General features: G+C 68.2%; 18 protein-coding genes. 8 read left to right on the plus strand and 10 right to left on the minus strand.

All coding sequences use genetic code 11. The annotated features are described in order from the left end of the window. Positions 1-69 precede the first annotated feature (69 nt). The 3 genes from rpmB to AC4HOU_RS06060 all read left to right on the plus strand — a co-directional run bounded on the left by rpmB (position 70) and on the right by AC4HOU_RS06060 (position 1,672). Entirely contained in the window at positions 70-261 is a 192-nt protein-coding gene (rpmB, locus tag AC4HOU_RS06050) for a 50S ribosomal protein L28 (RefSeq protein ID WP_011210730.1), read from the plus strand. Between the two features lie 107 nt (positions 262-368). Beyond that, positions 369-914, plus strand: a complete 546-nt coding sequence (locus tag AC4HOU_RS06055; RefSeq protein ID WP_490724197.1) for a GNAT family N-acetyltransferase — start codon at positions 369-371, stop codon at positions 912-914. Then, entirely contained in the window at positions 884-1,672 is a 789-nt protein-coding gene (locus AC4HOU_RS06060) for an enoyl-CoA hydratase/isomerase family protein (RefSeq protein WP_195019737.1), read from the plus strand. The genes AC4HOU_RS06055 and AC4HOU_RS06060 overlap by 31 nt, the downstream gene beginning before the upstream one ends. Here the strand turns inward: AC4HOU_RS06060 and AC4HOU_RS06065 are convergent. Further along, the gene (locus AC4HOU_RS06065) at positions 1,654-2,166 is read right to left on the minus strand and encodes an SgcJ/EcaC family oxidoreductase (RefSeq protein ID WP_163811582.1); all 513 of its coding nucleotides are present in this window, start codon (positions 2,164-2,166) and stop codon (positions 1,654-1,656) included. The two genes, AC4HOU_RS06060 and AC4HOU_RS06065, sit on opposite strands and share 19 nt — an antisense overlap. Before the next feature lie 59 nt (positions 2,167-2,225). On the opposite strand from AC4HOU_RS06065, the gene AC4HOU_RS06070 reads away from it, so the two are divergent. After that, positions 2,226-2,693 carry a MarR family winged helix-turn-helix transcriptional regulator gene (locus AC4HOU_RS06070; RefSeq protein WP_490724198.1) on the plus strand — a complete coding sequence of 156 codons (468 nt, stop codon included), beginning with the start codon at positions 2,226-2,228 and terminating at the stop codon, positions 2,691-2,693. Positions 2,694-2,696: 3 nt separating this feature from the next. Here the strand turns inward: AC4HOU_RS06070 and AC4HOU_RS06075 are convergent, their stop codons facing one another. The 4 genes from AC4HOU_RS06075 to AC4HOU_RS06090 all read right to left on the minus strand — a co-directional run bounded on the left by AC4HOU_RS06075 (position 2,697) and on the right by AC4HOU_RS06090 (position 5,603). Next, positions 2,697-3,560 (minus strand): alpha/beta fold hydrolase, encoded by an 864-nt coding sequence (locus tag AC4HOU_RS06075; RefSeq protein WP_490724199.1) that lies wholly within the window; start codon positions 3,558-3,560, stop codon positions 2,697-2,699. A 65-nt stretch (positions 3,561-3,625) separates the two neighbouring features. Beyond that, complete coding sequence (locus AC4HOU_RS06080) at positions 3,626-3,865, minus strand: hypothetical protein (protein WP_014352134.1); 240 nt, start codon at positions 3,863-3,865, stop codon at positions 3,626-3,628. 38 nt (positions 3,866-3,903) lie between these two features. Beyond that, positions 3,904-4,587 (minus strand): uracil-DNA glycosylase, encoded by a 684-nt coding sequence (locus AC4HOU_RS06085; RefSeq protein ID WP_163811575.1) that lies wholly within the window; start codon positions 4,585-4,587, stop codon positions 3,904-3,906. Between the two features lie 11 nt (positions 4,588-4,598). Next, entirely contained in the window at positions 4,599-5,603 is a 1,005-nt protein-coding gene (locus AC4HOU_RS06090; RefSeq protein ID WP_490724259.1) for a thiamine-phosphate kinase, read from the minus strand. A gap of 333 nt (positions 5,604-5,936) precedes the next feature. On the opposite strand from AC4HOU_RS06090, the gene AC4HOU_RS06095 reads away from it, so the two are divergent. Next, positions 5,937-6,683, plus strand: coding sequence for a DUF3515 domain-containing protein (locus tag AC4HOU_RS06095; protein WP_490724260.1), 747 nt, complete (start codon positions 5,937-5,939; stop codon positions 6,681-6,683). Between the two features lie 9 nt (positions 6,684-6,692). Here the strand turns inward: AC4HOU_RS06095 and AC4HOU_RS06100 are convergent, their stop codons facing one another. The 3 genes from AC4HOU_RS06100 to AC4HOU_RS06110 are packed head-to-tail and all read right to left on the minus strand — an operon-like array spanning position 6,693 to position 9,152. After that, the gene (locus AC4HOU_RS06100) at positions 6,693-6,983 is read right to left on the minus strand and encodes a DUF6191 domain-containing protein (RefSeq protein ID WP_490724200.1); all 291 of its coding nucleotides are present in this window, start codon (positions 6,981-6,983) and stop codon (positions 6,693-6,695) included. A gap of 32 nt (positions 6,984-7,015) precedes the next feature. Continuing rightward, a complete protein-coding gene (locus AC4HOU_RS06105; RefSeq protein WP_195019740.1) occupies positions 7,016-8,113 on the minus strand; it encodes a D-alanine--D-alanine ligase family protein in 1,098 nt (365 codons plus the stop codon). A 43-nt stretch (positions 8,114-8,156) separates the two neighbouring features. Further along, entirely contained in the window at positions 8,157-9,152 is a 996-nt protein-coding gene (locus AC4HOU_RS06110) for an NAD(P)H-dependent glycerol-3-phosphate dehydrogenase (RefSeq protein WP_163811569.1), read from the minus strand. Positions 9,153-9,183: 31 nt separating this feature from the next. Here AC4HOU_RS06110 and cofC point away from each other — a divergent pair, with 31 nt between their 5' ends. The 3 genes from cofC to AC4HOU_RS06125 all read left to right on the plus strand — a co-directional run bounded on the left by cofC (position 9,184) and on the right by AC4HOU_RS06125 (position 13,106). Further along, on the plus strand, positions 9,184-9,879 hold the full coding sequence (gene cofC, locus AC4HOU_RS06115; RefSeq protein ID WP_195019741.1) for a 2-phospho-L-lactate guanylyltransferase: 696 nt from the start codon (positions 9,184-9,186) through the stop codon (positions 9,877-9,879). 72 nt (positions 9,880-9,951) lie between these two features. Continuing rightward, entirely contained in the window at positions 9,952-12,132 is a 2,181-nt protein-coding gene (locus tag AC4HOU_RS06120) for an RNA degradosome polyphosphate kinase (RefSeq protein WP_163811565.1), read from the plus strand. Positions 12,133-12,182: 50 nt separating this feature from the next. Next, positions 12,183-13,106, plus strand: coding sequence for an NUDIX hydrolase (locus tag AC4HOU_RS06125; protein WP_163811955.1), 924 nt, complete (start codon positions 12,183-12,185; stop codon positions 13,104-13,106). A gap of 140 nt (positions 13,107-13,246) precedes the next feature. On the opposite strand, the gene AC4HOU_RS06130 is transcribed toward AC4HOU_RS06125, so the two are convergent. Beyond that, the gene (locus tag AC4HOU_RS06130; protein ID WP_036538453.1) at positions 13,247-13,921 is read right to left on the minus strand and encodes an HU family DNA-binding protein; all 675 of its coding nucleotides are present in this window, start codon (positions 13,919-13,921) and stop codon (positions 13,247-13,249) included. Positions 13,922-14,077: 156 nt separating this feature from the next. Continuing rightward, complete coding sequence (gene leuD, locus AC4HOU_RS06135) at positions 14,078-14,686, minus strand: 3-isopropylmalate dehydratase small subunit (RefSeq protein ID WP_036538454.1); 609 nt, start codon at positions 14,684-14,686, stop codon at positions 14,078-14,080. Positions 14,687-14,730 lie beyond the last annotated feature (44 nt).

Below are 14,730 nucleotides of genomic sequence, written 5' to 3' on the forward strand. Positions count from 1 at the left end.
CGACATTGTTTCCGGACATGCTGTGTTGTGATGCAGCGGTCCCCCTATGACATGAAGGAGTTCGCGACTATGGCTGCCGTCTGCGACGTCTGCGCCAAGGGCCCCGGCTTCGGGAAGTCGGTCTCGCACTCGCACCGGCGCACCAACCGTCGCTGGAACCCGAACATCCAGACCGTGCGTGCGCAGGTCGCGCCGGGCAACACCCGCCGGATGAACGTCTGCACCTCCTGCCTGAAGGCAGGCAAGGTCGTTCGCGGCTGATCCGCCCGACGCACCACCTATAAGTACAGCCCCGCGCCCCGGCACCTTTCGGTGATCCGGGGCGCGGTCATGTCCGGACTCGGCCGGATCCGGGACAGAATAGGGCCATGCCCGCCCCGCGCCCCTACCGCATCGTGCCAGCGGCCGCCGAGCATGCCCGAGGTCTGGCGGAATGCCACATCGTGTGCTGGCGCGAGGCCTACCGCGGCCTGGTCCCCGACCATGTACTGGACGCCTTCGACATCGGCCAGCGCACCGACGCCTGGATCCGCCGACTGAACGAGCATCCGGGCCGCACCACCATCGCCATCACCGACGACACCGTGATCGGCTTCATCACCCTCGGCCCGTCCGTGTACCGCCCGGTGGTGACGCCACTCGAACTGAACGCGCTCTACGTGCGCTCACGGTGGTATGGCTCCGGCGTCGCCGATGACCTGGTGCAGTCCACGCTGAACCCGGACATCCCCTGCTCGCTGTGGGTGTTCGAACAGAATCCGCGCGCAATCGCCTTCTACCGCAAATACGGATTCACCCCAGACGGCGCCACCCGCACCGAGTATTTCGCCGCCGTCACCGAGCAGCGGATGGTGCGTCCGGAGGGCGCGATAGGGTCGTGGCCATGGCCACCACCGAACAAGCCGAGTACGTGAGCACCGTCGACGGCGTCCTGCAGATCACCATCGCCACCGCCGCCAACGGCACCTCATTGGATTTCACCGGTATCGCCGCGGGCACCGCGGCCCTGCGCGAGCTCGATCCCGAGGTGGGGGCCGTCCTGCTGACGGGCACCGGCGCCAACTTCTGCGCGGGCGGCAACGTCCGCGGTTTCGCCGCCGCGGAGGACCGTTCGGCCCACCTCTACGATCTCGCCGACCGGCTGCACGAGTTCGTGCGCGCGCTGGACGCGACCACCGTCCCGGTGGTGGCGGGCGTGCAGGGCTGGGCGGCCGGGGCAGGCATGAGCCTGGTGTGCGCCACCGATATCGCCCTCGGCGGACCGTCGACCAAACTGCGGCCCGCCTACCCGGGCGTCGGCCTGAGCCCCGACGGCGGCATGTCCTGGACACTGCCCCGCATCGTCGGCAACGGCCGGGCTCGCGAGATCCTGCTCACCGACGCGATCCTGGACGCCGAACAAGCCGTGCGGCTGGGCATCCTCAGCCGCTTGGTCGCCGACGAATCCGTCCGCGACGAAGCGCTGGCCCTTGCCGTCTCGCTGGCCAACGGCCCGCGCAGCACCTACGCGAGCATCAAGACCCTGCTGAACCGCTCCACCACGGCCACCTTGAGCCAGCAGCTCGACGACGAGCGCGACGCCATCGCCGCCGCCGCCGGCACTCCGGCCGGACGCGAGGGCGTCGACGCCTTCGTCGGCAAACGCGCACCCGACTACCGCGGACTCGCCTGAGGTCGACCGATTCCGAGCCGCCGGGCCCAGCGCCCCATCAGCTGGGCCATCCTCGACGGGAACGCGTCCGGTTCCGGCACGGTCACCGGACGCACCCGCCCGTTGTGGATGGCGGTGATCCGCCAGCCCACAGGCGTGCGCACCAGCACCACCGTCTGCCGGGAGAGCCTGCGCCTGGGCAACCGGGAACGCCACGGCATCAGCACCGAGCCGGTGCCATGCAGGATCGCTACGTCCTCGGTGACGTAGCGGATCGATTCCACCTCGCCCACCAGGGCCGATCCGGCCAGCACACCCCGGAAGAGCTTGTCGTGATTGCGCTGATGCTCGGCGCGGCCACTGGCCCGGGTGCCGTCGTAGGAGACGTAGTCGGAGTCCTCGGTGAACAGCGCGCCGAACGCGGCGGCGTCGTTGTCGGTCCAGGCCTGCTTGAAGTCGCCGAACAACGCCAGGATCGCGGTGTCGTCGGCAGTGCGGGTGAGGCTGTCGGTCATGGCGGTGCATCCCTGCTATCGTTTCGATGTTCGAAACATACGATAACAGAAAGCTTCGAATGTCGAAAGATGAACAGATCGGCGCGATCGGACATCATTTGCGGTTGCTCCAGCAGAGCTTCGACACCTTCGACGAGGCAGCTGCCGCACGTCTCGGACTCAATCGCACCGATATGCGTTGCCTGGACCTGGTGCTCGAACGCGGGCCCATCGCGGCAGGAGAGCTGAGCGTTGCGCTTCGACTGAGTCCGGCCGCAACGACGACGGTCATCGATCGGCTGGTTCGCGCCGGATTCGCCACCCGCGCACAGGATCCGGACAACCGCAGGCGGGTGCTGGTCACCGCGACCGACGCCGCCCATGCGGTCGACGCGGAGATCTTCCGGCCCGTAGGCATGGCAGGCGCCCGCGCACTGAGCCGCTACGACGAAGAAACGCTCGCGGTCATTCTCGACTTCCTGCGCACCGCGCTCGACGTCCATCGGGAACAGACCCGGCTATTGGCCGAACGGGAGACGCAGCGCTGAGATTCAGTCGTTCAGCCTCAGAATGAACTCGGCGACGGCGTCGGTGAAGGCGTCATTGTCGTCGCCGGCGGCGGTGTGGGCAGCCCCGCCGATTTCGACCATGCGCGCATGCGGCACCAGTTCCTGGAAGGCCGCGGCACCTTCGGCGCTGACCACATCCGACTGCAATCCGCGCACCAGCAGCACCGGAATGGTCAGCGTGTGCGCGACTTCCTCCATCCGGCCGGTGATCTCGGACGGGTCCTCGGCGCGATCGGCGAGCATGTCCGGATCCCAATGCCAGTACCAGCGTCCGTCGCGCTCACGCAGATTGCGGCGCAGGCCGTCGGTGTTGTCCGGACGTGGACGGTGCGGCATGTACTCGGCGACGGCGTCGGCCACCTCGTCGAGACTGTCGAAGCCGTCGCGGTGCTTGCCGAGGAAATCCAGCACCCGCTGCACACCTTCCGGCTCGGGACGGGTGACGATATCGACCAGCACGAGGGCGCTGATCTGGTCTCCGCCGGGCACCGCGGTGGCCAGCAGGCCGGTGATGCCGCCCATGCTCGCGCCGACCACCACCGCCGGGCCGCCGAGTTGGCCGAGTACCTCGATCAGATCCTCGACCATCGTCTCGCGCCGGTAATCACGCTCGGCCGACCATTGACTGTCGCCGTGTCCGCGCGCGTCGAGAGTGACCACCCGCATCCCGGTGGCGGCCAGCTTGGCGCCGGTCTGCTTCCACGAGTGCCGGGTCTGCCCGCCGCCGTGCAGGAACACCACGAGCGGGCCGTCGGCGGGCCCGTACTGGTCGGCAGCGAGTTCGATCCCGCCCGAACCGCGCAAGCGCAGCCGGACGGGATCGACGAGATTGTTCGCACTACTCACGATCTGAGGATCGCACAGCCGCCACCTGGCGCCGGAACGAACCCCCGGGAATATTGGAACGGGTTTCAGCAGCCCAACGTTCCGGTGAAGATCACGCACGCGAACTTGGCGTGCACCGTCGCCGAAATGGTGGACGATCCGGACGAGGTGTACTGCTCGGAGACCGGCGCGGTGCTGGTCTCGGTGGCCGGTTCCAGCGCCAGCGGCGCCGCACCCGCGCTGGCCGCACCGGCGGCGAGCGCGGCACCGACGGCCAGGGTGGCGGTGGTGCCGCGTACGACGCTCCGGACGGTTCTGGTCTGCATGTCTCTAGCTCCTCACTTGTTTTCTATCGACGCCCGGTTCAGGGCAGACGCCAATCCACCGGTTCGGCTCCCAACTCGTCGAGCAGCTCGTTCACCCGCGAGAACGGGCGGGAACCGAAGAAGCCGCGCGACGCCGACAACGGCGAGGGGTGCGCGGATTCGATATAGGGCACCTCGGCCTCGGCCAGTGCGGGCTTCAAGGTCTGGGCATCGCGGCCCCACAGGATCGCCACCAGCGGCTCGTCCCGCGCGACGAGCGCACGGATGGCCTGCTCGGTGACGATCTCCCACCCCTTGCCCCGGTGCGAGGCGGGCTGGCCCGGCGACACCGTCAGCACCCGGTTCAGCAGCAGGACCCCCTGATCCGACCACGGGCTCAGGTCGCCGCACGAGGGTGTCGGATGGCCCAGATCCTTGCTGTACTCGGCGAAGATGTTGGCCAGGCTGCGCGGGATCGGCGAGACGTCCGGCGCGACGGAGAAACTCAGTCCCATCGGATGCCCCGGGGTGGGATAGGGGTCCTGGCCGACGATCAGCACGCGCACCGCCTCGAACGGACGCTGGAAAGCGCGCAGGACGTTCTCACCCGCGGGCAGATAGCCGCGTCCGGCGGCGTTCTCCGCGCGCAGGAAATCGCCCATGGCGGAGATCTGATCCGACACCGGTTCCAGTGCCTTCGCCCAACCCGGATCCACGACTTCCGACAGTGGTTTCGCGCCCATGACCGGACAACCTATCGTGATCCGGGCCGCTGTGCCGAGTCCGCCCCGGCGAACGATTCCCAGCCGCCCCGCCCGGCTGGGCGCACCCCGTCGACGGTGACGCCCTGACCAGCGCCGACCACGCCGATTCTGGTCCAGCCCGCGGGCAGTTCGGTCGCGGCGGGCCAGGCCGCGGCGAAGGCGTGATCCTCTCCGCCGGCCAGAATCCATTGGGCCGCATCGGCATCCAGCGCGGCGGCCAATTCTTCGAGGTGGACGTCGGTGAGCGCACTGCCGTCGAGGTCGATCGCGACCCGCGACGCGGTGGCCATATGGCCGAGGTCGGCGAGCAGGCCATCGGAGACGTCGGTGAGCGCGTGCGGGATCAGCCCGCTCGTCATCGCGTCCAGCACAGCCCGATACGGCGGGCGCGGAACTCGATGTGCCGCAACGGCTTCGGCGAACTCCGCGCGCTCCCCCACGCCCGCACTCAGAGCCGCGAGTCCCGCCGCGGACCAGCCGAGCCGCCCGGCCACCGCGATGACATCGCCGACCTGTGCGCCACTGCGCAGTACCGGTTGCGGCTCGATCGGATCACCGAACGCCGTCACCGATATCACCAGATGCGAGTCGCGCACCAGGTCTCCGCCCGCGATCGATCCGCCGCTGACCGCGGCTTCGGCCCACAGGCCATCGGCCAGGCCGTCGATCAGCGCGACCGGTGTCTCGCCCGGACAGCCGAGCGCGACGACGAACGCGGCCGGCACCGCGCCCATCGCGACCACATCGGCGGCGTTCTGGGCGATGGCCTTGCGGCCGATGTCGTAGGGGCTCGACCAGTCCAGCCGGAAATGGCGATCTTGCACAAGCATGTCGGTGGTGACCACGAATCGGCCACCCGGTGCGGCCAGCAGCGCGGCATCGTCGCCAGGGCCGAGCAGCACCGCGGGCGCCTGGGTGCGTCCGGTGTTGATGCGCTCGATCAATGCGAACTCGCCGAGTTCGGCCACTGTCCTCGGCTGCGTGCTGCTGCTGATGGTCGGCCCTTTCCGTGTGCGGATCCGCGCTGGTCGACGCGGGCGCGCCGCCGAGGTGGATTCGCCCCGACGGTACCCTGTGCACGGGCTATCGGGTTACCGCCCGGTATCGCGGCCTGCCCGTATCGCCGGGGCGGCGCCGCGACGACCGGACGACCACCGCACAGTCCGCAATCGACAGTGAGACCAGGAAGGATCGGTGCGCGCATGGCGAGTACGCCGGACCACGATTCGGCCGAATCACCCGAAGAGGCCGGCGAATCGACCACGCCTGCCGAAGCCACGGGCGATAAGGCGACCGCGGGGGACGCGAGCACGCCCGCCACCGAGTCCGTGACGGCCGAGGAGTCCGACTCGGCCGACGAGCCCGCCCCGGCCGACGAGTCCACCTCGGCCGACGAGCCCGCCCCGGCCGACGGGCCTGCCCCGACCGACGAGTCCACCTCGGCCGACGGGCCTGCCCCGACCGACGAGCCCGCCCCGGCCGAATCCGGTTCGGACGGCACCGAGCCCGGCACCGACGAACCGGCGACCGAATCCCGCGGCTCCGGCTATCCGCCGGCCTTGATCGCGACCGCCGTCGCCCTCCCGGTCGCCCTGGTGATCGCGGTGCTCGTCGCGGCGATCATGGCCCGCAATATGCCCGTCGAACGTGAACCGCTGGTGCTCGGTCCGGTGCCGGCGCCCGCCGCGGACAGCGAGGCGTGTGCGACGCTGCTGCCCGCGTTGCCCGCCGACTTGGGCGAGTTCACCAAGTCGACGCTGGTCGAGCCCGCGCCTCCGGCGACCCGCGCCTGGCAGCGCCCCGACGGCGGCGAGCCGATCGTGCTGCGGTGCGGATTGGATCGGCCGATGGAGTTCAACCGCGCCTCCCCCATCCAGATGGTGAACGAGGTGCAGTGGTTCGAGATCCCCGATCCGGATGCCGATGCCAGCACCTGGTTCGCCGTGGACCGCGCCACCTATATCGCGCTGACCATCCCCGGCGGTTCCGGGCCGACGCCGTTGCAGGAAGTGTCCGACACGATCACCGCGAATCTGCCCGCCCAGCCCCTGGACCCGGGCCCGCTGCCGAACTGAGCCGCCCGCTCAATCCTTGCGCAGCGTCGCCTTTCCGGAACGCAGATCGACGCCGACGTCGCCGGGTGCGCCCTCACCCGCGTCTTCCCGGTACATCAGCACCATCTGCTGCTGTTCGAATTGGTGTTGCCTGCCTGCGGCGAATACCGCGTCGAACTGTTCCAGTCCGATCGCGCCCGCGCTGCGGCCGTCCTCGTCACCGCGCATCCAGGGCAACGCCGTTCGACCGGTGATCCGGCGATACATCACGTCCCCGAAGGCGACCACGATGATGAGCAGGGCGAGCCCAGGGATGGTCATGGCCATCAGCATGGGATCGAGGGTACGCGCGCTCAGCGCAGTCCGGTACCGCGCGCCAGTGCCGTCTCGATGAGCGTGGATACCAGGGTGCGGTAGTCGATTCCGGTGGCTTCCCACATCCGCGGGTACATCGAGATCGCGGTGAAGCCGGGCATGGTGTTGATCTCGTTGATCACCGGGCCGTCGGCGGTGACGAAGAAGTCGACCCGCGCCAGTCCCTGGCAGTCCAGGGCGCGAAAAGCCCGCACGGCCAGCGCCCGGATCTCGTCGCTGATGTCGTCGTCGAGCTTGGCCGGGACGTCGAATTCGCAGATGTCGTCGAGGTATTTGGTCTCGAAGTCGTAGAACTCCGGTGCCGCGGCATCCACCTCGGGCATCCGGATCTCGGCGATCACGCTGGCCTGGATGCGTCCGTCCGGGAATTCCAGCACACCGCATTCGACTTCGCGGCCGACGATGCCCGCCTCCACGATCACCTTCGGGTCGTGGGCGCGCGCGGCCGCGATGGCCGCGTCCAGCTCCGCCCAGTCGGTGACCTTGGTGATACCGATGGATGATCCACCGCGCGCGGGCTTGACGAACACCGGCAATCCGAGCCGTTCCCGGTCGGCCTCGCTCACCGTCACATCGCGGGAGCGCAGCACCACCTGCGTGCCGATCGGCAGACCTTCGGCCGCCAGCAGTTTCTTGGTGAATTCCTTATCCATACCGGCCGCACTGGCCAGCACACCGGGACCGACATACGGAAGGCCCGCCAGTTCGAGCATGCCCTGGACCGTGCCGTCCTCACCGAACGGACCGTGCAGCACGGGGAAGACCACATCCACCGAGCCGAGAGCCGCACCGGGATCGCCGACCGGGATCAGATCGCCGGATCGGCTCGGATCGGTGGCGAGCAAAAGTTCGGTGCCGGAGTCGTCGACCGCGGGCAGACTCTGCGCACCGAAGCCGAGCGCGGCGACATCTGTGCCACCGAGCATCCAGGTGCCCTGGGTGGTGATACCGATCGGGACGGCCTCATAGCGCTCCGGGTCCAGGTTGCGCAGCACGGCGCCGGCCGACACACAGGACACGGCGTGCTCGTTACTGCGCCCGCCGAACACCACAGCCACCCTGATCCGGTTCGTCATGCTCGGAACCGTACCCGTTGCGGGGCCGGGTACACGCGCCGGACTACTCGGGTTTGATCCGACGACCCAGCAATTTGCCGACCGCCTCCGGCACCGGCATTCCCTCATGACAGACCTGGTGCACGGCGTTGGTCAGCGGCATCTCCACATCGTGCGCGGCGGCCAGCGCCCGCACCGATGTGCACGACTTCACACCCTCCGCGACCTGGCCATGAGTGGCTTCCTGGGCGGCCTGCATGGATCCGCCCGCACCGAGGACATGACCGAAGGAGCGATTGCGCGACAGCGGCGAGGTGCAGGTTGCCACCAGATCGCCGACGCCGGCGAGTCCGGCCAGTGTGACCGGTTCGGCTCCCAGCGCGACGCCCAATCGGATGATTTCGGCGAGGCCCCTGGTGATGAGGCTGGCGATGGAGTTGTCGCCGAGGCCCATGCCCGCGGCGATGCCGCAGGCGAGAGCGATGACGTTCTTGCAGGCCCCGCCGATTTCGCAGCCGATGACGTCGGTGTTGGTGTAGGGCCGGAAGTATCCGGTGGCGCAAGCCTGCTGGACGGCGACCGCACGGTCGGCGTCGCTGCACGCCACCACGGTGGCCGCGGGCTGCCCGGCCGCGATCTCCCTGGCCAGATTCGGGCCGGAGAGCACCGCGACCCGGCTCGGCTCGGCGCCGGTGACTTCGGAGATCACCTGGCTCATCCGCAGCAGCGTTCCGGTCTCGATGCCTTTGGCCAGGCTCAGCAGGGTGGTGTCGGGGCCGATAGCGGGCTTGAACACCTCGAGATTGGCGCGCAGCGATTGCGAGGGCACGGCGAGCACGATCAGTTCGGCGCCGTCGAGGGCGAGATGGTAATCGTCGGTGGCCCGCACCGGCGGCAGCTGGATTCCGGGCAGGTAGTCCGGGTTGCGATGTTCGGCGTTCAGCGTCGCCGCCACCTCCGCTCGGCGCGCCCAGATGGTGACGTCCGATCCTGCTTCCGCCAACACCTTCGCGAATGCGGTACCCCACGATCCCGCACCAAGCACTGCCGCCCTCGTCATCAGCCCAATATGCCATGGAAAGATCGGGGCCATGCGTTCGCACACCGTGCACGCCGTGATCGCGGTGAAGAGTCTCGATCGTGCCAAGTCCCGCCTGGCCGATCGACTGCCGCCGCGCGAGCGCGCGGACCTGGTGCTGGCGATGTTCACCGATACCGTGCGCGCCGCGACGGCCGTCGGGCAGCTCGCCTCGGTCACCGTCGTCACCCCGGATCCGGCCGTCGCCGAACGCGCGGGCAGGCTCGGCGCGCGCGTGCATCCCGAACCCATGACCGGCTCCGGCGGTCCCGACGATCCCGACGGACTCAACTCGGCGCTGCGCGCGGCGGCCGACGAGCTGCGCCGCAGGCACGGCCCCGTCGATCTGCTGGCCCTGCAGGCGGATCTGCCCGCGCTGCGCGCCGGCGAACTAGCCGACATGCTCGCCCGCGCGCCCCGCGCCGCCCGCTCGGTCGTGGTCGATCACGCGGGCAGCGGTACCGCGGCCCTGCTGGCCCGCGCCGCCGTGGCACTCGATCCGGCTTTCGGTCCGGAGTCGGCGCAACGGCACATCGCCGCGGGTGCGGTGCGGCTCGACGGCGACTGGCCGGGCCTGCGCCTCGACGTCGATACCGCGGCCGATCTCGACCGCGCGATCACCCTCGGCACCGGCGCCGAGACCCGCTCGGTGCTGCGCGACATCGGCTGGTGCGGCCGTGTTCACGCCCCCGTCCCGCACGTGTGCTAGCCGGTCGCCACGGCGGGGGTGATTCGCGTGGCAATCACGGTGTCAGGCTGCACACCGGCCGGTTTGTAAGGGATGATCGTTGGCGTGAGCGATACCGAAACCGTCAAGCAGCAGCAGGTGCTTCCCACTCCACCGCCGGCGGCGGCACCCTTGCAGCCCGGTTCCCCGGCCCAGCGGTTGCCGGCCGATCGCTACCTCAATCGGGAATTGAGCTGGCTGGACTTCAACGCCAGGGTGCTGGCCCTCGCCGAGGACGCGTCGCTGCCGTTGCTGGAGCGCGCCAAATTCCTGGCCATCTTCGCCTCCAATCTGGACGAGTTCTATATGGTCCGGGTCGCCGGCCTCAAACGCCGTGCCGAGACGGGGCTTTCGGTGCGTTCGGCCGACGGCCGCTCCCCCAGTGAACAGCTGGAGTTGATCGCGGCAAGGGCACAGGAGATCGCCGACCGCCACGCCCGCGTCTTCCTCGATGACGTGCTGCCCGCGCTCACCGCCGAGGGCATCGCGATCATCGACTGGGCCGATCTCGACGAGGCCGAGCGGCGCAGACTCTCGGCGCATTTCCAGGATCAGGTGTTCCCCGTCCTCACCCCGCTCGCGGTGGATCCGGCGCACCCGTTCCCCTATATCAGCGGCCTGAGCCTCAATCTCGCGGTGACGGTGCAGGACGCTACTACCGGCGGTGAGCATTTCGCCCGCGTCAAGGTGCCCGACAATGTGGACCGGTTCGTGCGGGTGCGCCGCACCGATTCCGGTTCCGGTGCGGTGGCAGCGTTCCTGCCGATGGAGGCACTCATCGCCGCGCACCTGGATCAGCTGTTCCCCGGCATGCGGGTGGTGGAACATCATTCGTTCCGCATCACCCGCAACGCCGACTTCGAGGTCGACGAGGACCGCGACGAAGATCTGCTGCAAGCCCTGGAGCGGGAACTGGCCCGGCGCCGGTTCGGTTCGCCGGTGCGGCTCGAGGTCTCCGACGATATGACCGAGCACATGCTCGAACTGCTGCTGCGCGAGTTGGAAGTCGATCCCGGCGACGTCATCCAGGTGCCTGGTCTGCTGGATCTGTCGTGCCTGTGGCAGGTGTACGGGGTGGACCGTCCCGGCCTCAAGGACGCGCCCTATGTGCCCGCGACCCCGCCCGCGTTCGGTGAGCGGGAGACCCCGCGCAATGTCTTCGCCGCGCTGCGCGAAGGGGACGTGCTGGTGCACCACCCCTACGATTCGTTCTCCACCAGCGTGCAGCGGTTCATCGAACAGGCCGCCGCCGACCCGCAGGTGCTGGCGATCAAGCAGACCCTTTACCGCACCTCCGGCGATTCGCCGATCGTCAACGCGCTCATCGACGCCGCCGAGGCGGGCAAGCAGGTCGTCGCACTGGTGGAGATCAAGGCGCGCTTCGACGAGCAGGCCAACATCAAATGGGCACGGACGCTGGAGCAGGCCGGCGTGCACGTGGTCTACGGGCTCATCGGCCTCAAGACCCACTGCAAGACCTGCCTGGTGGTGCGCCGCGAGGGCGCCACCATCCGCCGCTACTGCCATATCGGCACCGGCAACTACAACCCGAAGACCGCGCGGCTCTACGAGGACGTCGGATTACTCACCGCCGCACCGGAAATCGGCGCCGACCTGACCGATCTGTTCAACTCGCTGACCGGCTATTCGCGCAAGTCCGATTACCGCAATATTCTCGTCGCCCCGACCGGTGTGCGCGCCGGAATCATCGAGCGAATCCAGCGCGAGATCGAACTGGCTCAGAACGGGCAGCCGGGCCGAATCCGGCTGAAGGCCAATGCGATCGTCGACGAACAGGTCATCGACGCGCTGTATCGCGCCTCGCAGGCCGGGGTACCGGTACAGGTCGTGGTGCGCGGAATCTGCGGGCTGCGCCCCGGTGTACCGGGAATGAGCGACAACATCGAGGTGCGTTCGATTCTCGGCCGGTTCCTCGAGCATTCCAGGATCATGCATTTCCAGGCCCAGGACGAGTACTGGATCGGCAGCGCGGACATGATGCACCGCAATCTGGACCGGCGGGTGGAAGTCATGGCCCAGGTGAAGGATCCGAAACTGCGCGACCGGCTCGGTTCGGTATTCGATTCGGCGCTCGATCCGATGACCAGGTGCTGGGTGCTGCAACCCGATGGCAGCTGGCAGGCCTGGCCCGAACGCAGCGGTGCCGACGACGGCGCGCAGGTCCGGGATCATCAGGCGTATCTGATGCGATTGCGGCGGCCGGATCAGCAGTGAGCGCGACGACCGGTTTCGCCACCAATGGTGGGTTGTTCCGGGATTCCCGGATGCAGGCCAATATCCACGCCGCCGGTGCCGTCGTCTGGCGGCACGCACCCGACGGGTCAGGTGCGGTCGAGATCGCGGTGATCCACCGCCCGAAATATCAGGATTGGTCGCTACCGAAAGGCAAACTCGATCCCGGCGAGACTCCGGTGCTCGCCGCGGCGCGCGAGGTCGCCGAGGAGACGGGGCTGCGCTGCCGCCTCGGCCGCTATCTCGGCCACGTCACCTATCCGGTGCCGGGCCATCGCAAGCTCAAACGCGTCTATTACTGGGCCGCCCAGGTGATCGATGGCGCCTTCGAAGCCAATGCCGAGGTCGACGAGTTGGTCTGGCTGCGGCTGGATCAGGTGATGGATGAGCTGTCGTATCCGATGGATCGGCAGGTCGTGCGCGCATTCACCCGGCTACCCGCGGCGACGAGCACGCTGCTGCTGGTCCGGCACGCGAAAGCCGGGCGCCGCGACCGGTTCAACGGCCCCGATGATCAACGACCGCTGGAACGGGCCGGACGCAAACAATCGCTGGCCCTTGTGCCGAATTTGCTCGCTTTCGGCGCGAGCGAGATCTATTCCGCCGATCCGTTGCGCTGTGTGCAGACGGTGCAGCCACTGGCCGGGGAATTGGACGTGGCGATCGGAATCGAACCGCTGCTGTCGGAATCCGGTTATGCGGCCGCGCCGGACCGGGCGCGCGAACGGGCCCGCGAACTGGTCTCCGATACCGCTGTGCGCGTGCTGTGCAGCCAGGGCGCGGTGATCCCGGATCTGATGAGCTGGTGGGCCGAACGCGACGGTGTGACGCTGCCGCCTGCCCGCAACCGCAAGGGCAGCGTGTGGGTCCTGTCGTTCGTCGACCGCCGGCTGGTGGCCGCCGATCATCTGGACCGGTCGCTGTCGATCGACGTGGGGCCCGACGCCCCCGAGTGAGCCGCGCGGCTGCCTCGAATACGACGAACGGCCCCGGGGATCTCCCGGGGCCGTTTCGCGTTCGGTACCGCGGGTGGAGGTATCCACCCGGTGGACTGGCGTCCGCGCGCGACGGGCTGAGTTACGCGCCTGACGTCGGATCAGCGTGCGCGGCGGGCCGGAGCCTTCTTCGCCGCGGTCTTCTTGGCGGTGGTCTTCTTGGCCGCCGTCGTCGTCTTCTTGGCGGCGGGAGCCTTCTTGGCGGCGGTCTTCTTCGCGACCGTCGTCTTCTTGGCGGGCGCCTTCTTGGCCGCCGTGGTGGTCTTCTTGGCGGCGGGCGCCTTCTTCGCGGCCGTCTTGGTGGCCGTCGTCTTGCGCGCGGTGGTCTTGGCCGGCGCCTTGGTGGCTGCCTTGCGAGCCGTGGTCTTGGCGGGGGCCTTGGTGGCCGCCTTCTTCGCCGCGGTCTTCTTGGCAGCGGTCTTCTTCGCGGCCGTTTTCTTGGCCGCGACCGGCGCATTCACACCGCGTTTCACCGCGGGCCCGGTGGCCGCCAGCTTTTGCTTTCCGGCAATGACGGCCTTGAACTGGGCACCGGGACGGAACGCGGGCACCGAAGTGGGCTTCACCTTGACGGTTTCGCCGGTGCGCGGGTTCCGCGCGACACGGGCCGCGCGCTTGCGCTGTTCGAATACTCCGAATCCGGTGATGGTGACGCTTTGACCTTTGTGCACCGCGCGCACGATGGTGTCGACCACATGCTCGACTGCCGCGGTGGCCGTGCGCCTGTCAGTACCCAACTTTTCGGTCAGAACGTCGATCAGTTCCGCCTTGTTCATTGAATCCTCCGCAGACTAATGGCCCGTCGTCGGACCGACTAGGTACCACGGTAAACCCACTTTGGGCAAGAGTCTATGTGCCACGCCAAAATTCATGTGGTTTAGCACACGTACAGCTACCGCCCCGGTCGGCGCCCAGCTAACCGCCGCAGGTGATTACGTCTGCGAAATATGCGCCGGAAGGGTTGTGGGTTTCCAACTTGGCCTTGCCTTTTCGAACTCGGCGATCTGCTCGCTACGCCGCAGGGTCAGCCCGATGTCGTCCAAACCTTCCAGCAGACGCCACCTGGTGTAGTCATCAATATCGAACGGCAACACGATGGTTCCTGCCGTCACCGTGCGCGCCTCGAGGTCCACAACCAATTCCAGTCCGGGCTGTTCCTCGAGCAACTTCCAGAGCATTTCGACATCGTTCTGTGACATCTGCGCGGCCAGTAGACCACCCTTACCCGCATTGCCCCGGAAGATGTCGGCGAAACGGGACGAGATGACCACCCGAAAGCCGTAGTCCGACAGTGCCCATACCGCGTGCTCACGGGAGGATCCGGTACCGAAATCCGGGCCGGCCACCAGCACACTGCCCCGATTGAAGGGTTCGGTGTTCAGAATGAAGTCCGGATCCGTTCGCCAGGCCGCGAAGAGACCGTCTTCGAATCCGGTTCGGCTGACCCGCTTCAGATAGACCGCGGGGATGATCTGATCGGTATCGACATTGGATCGGCGCAGCGGAACCCCGATCCCCTTGTGCACGGTGAAGGCTTGCATCTGATTCTCCTGAGTCTGATTCGGCTTCGACGGGGCGACTTACT

The organism is Nocardia sp. JCM 38205, assembly GCF_058222935.1.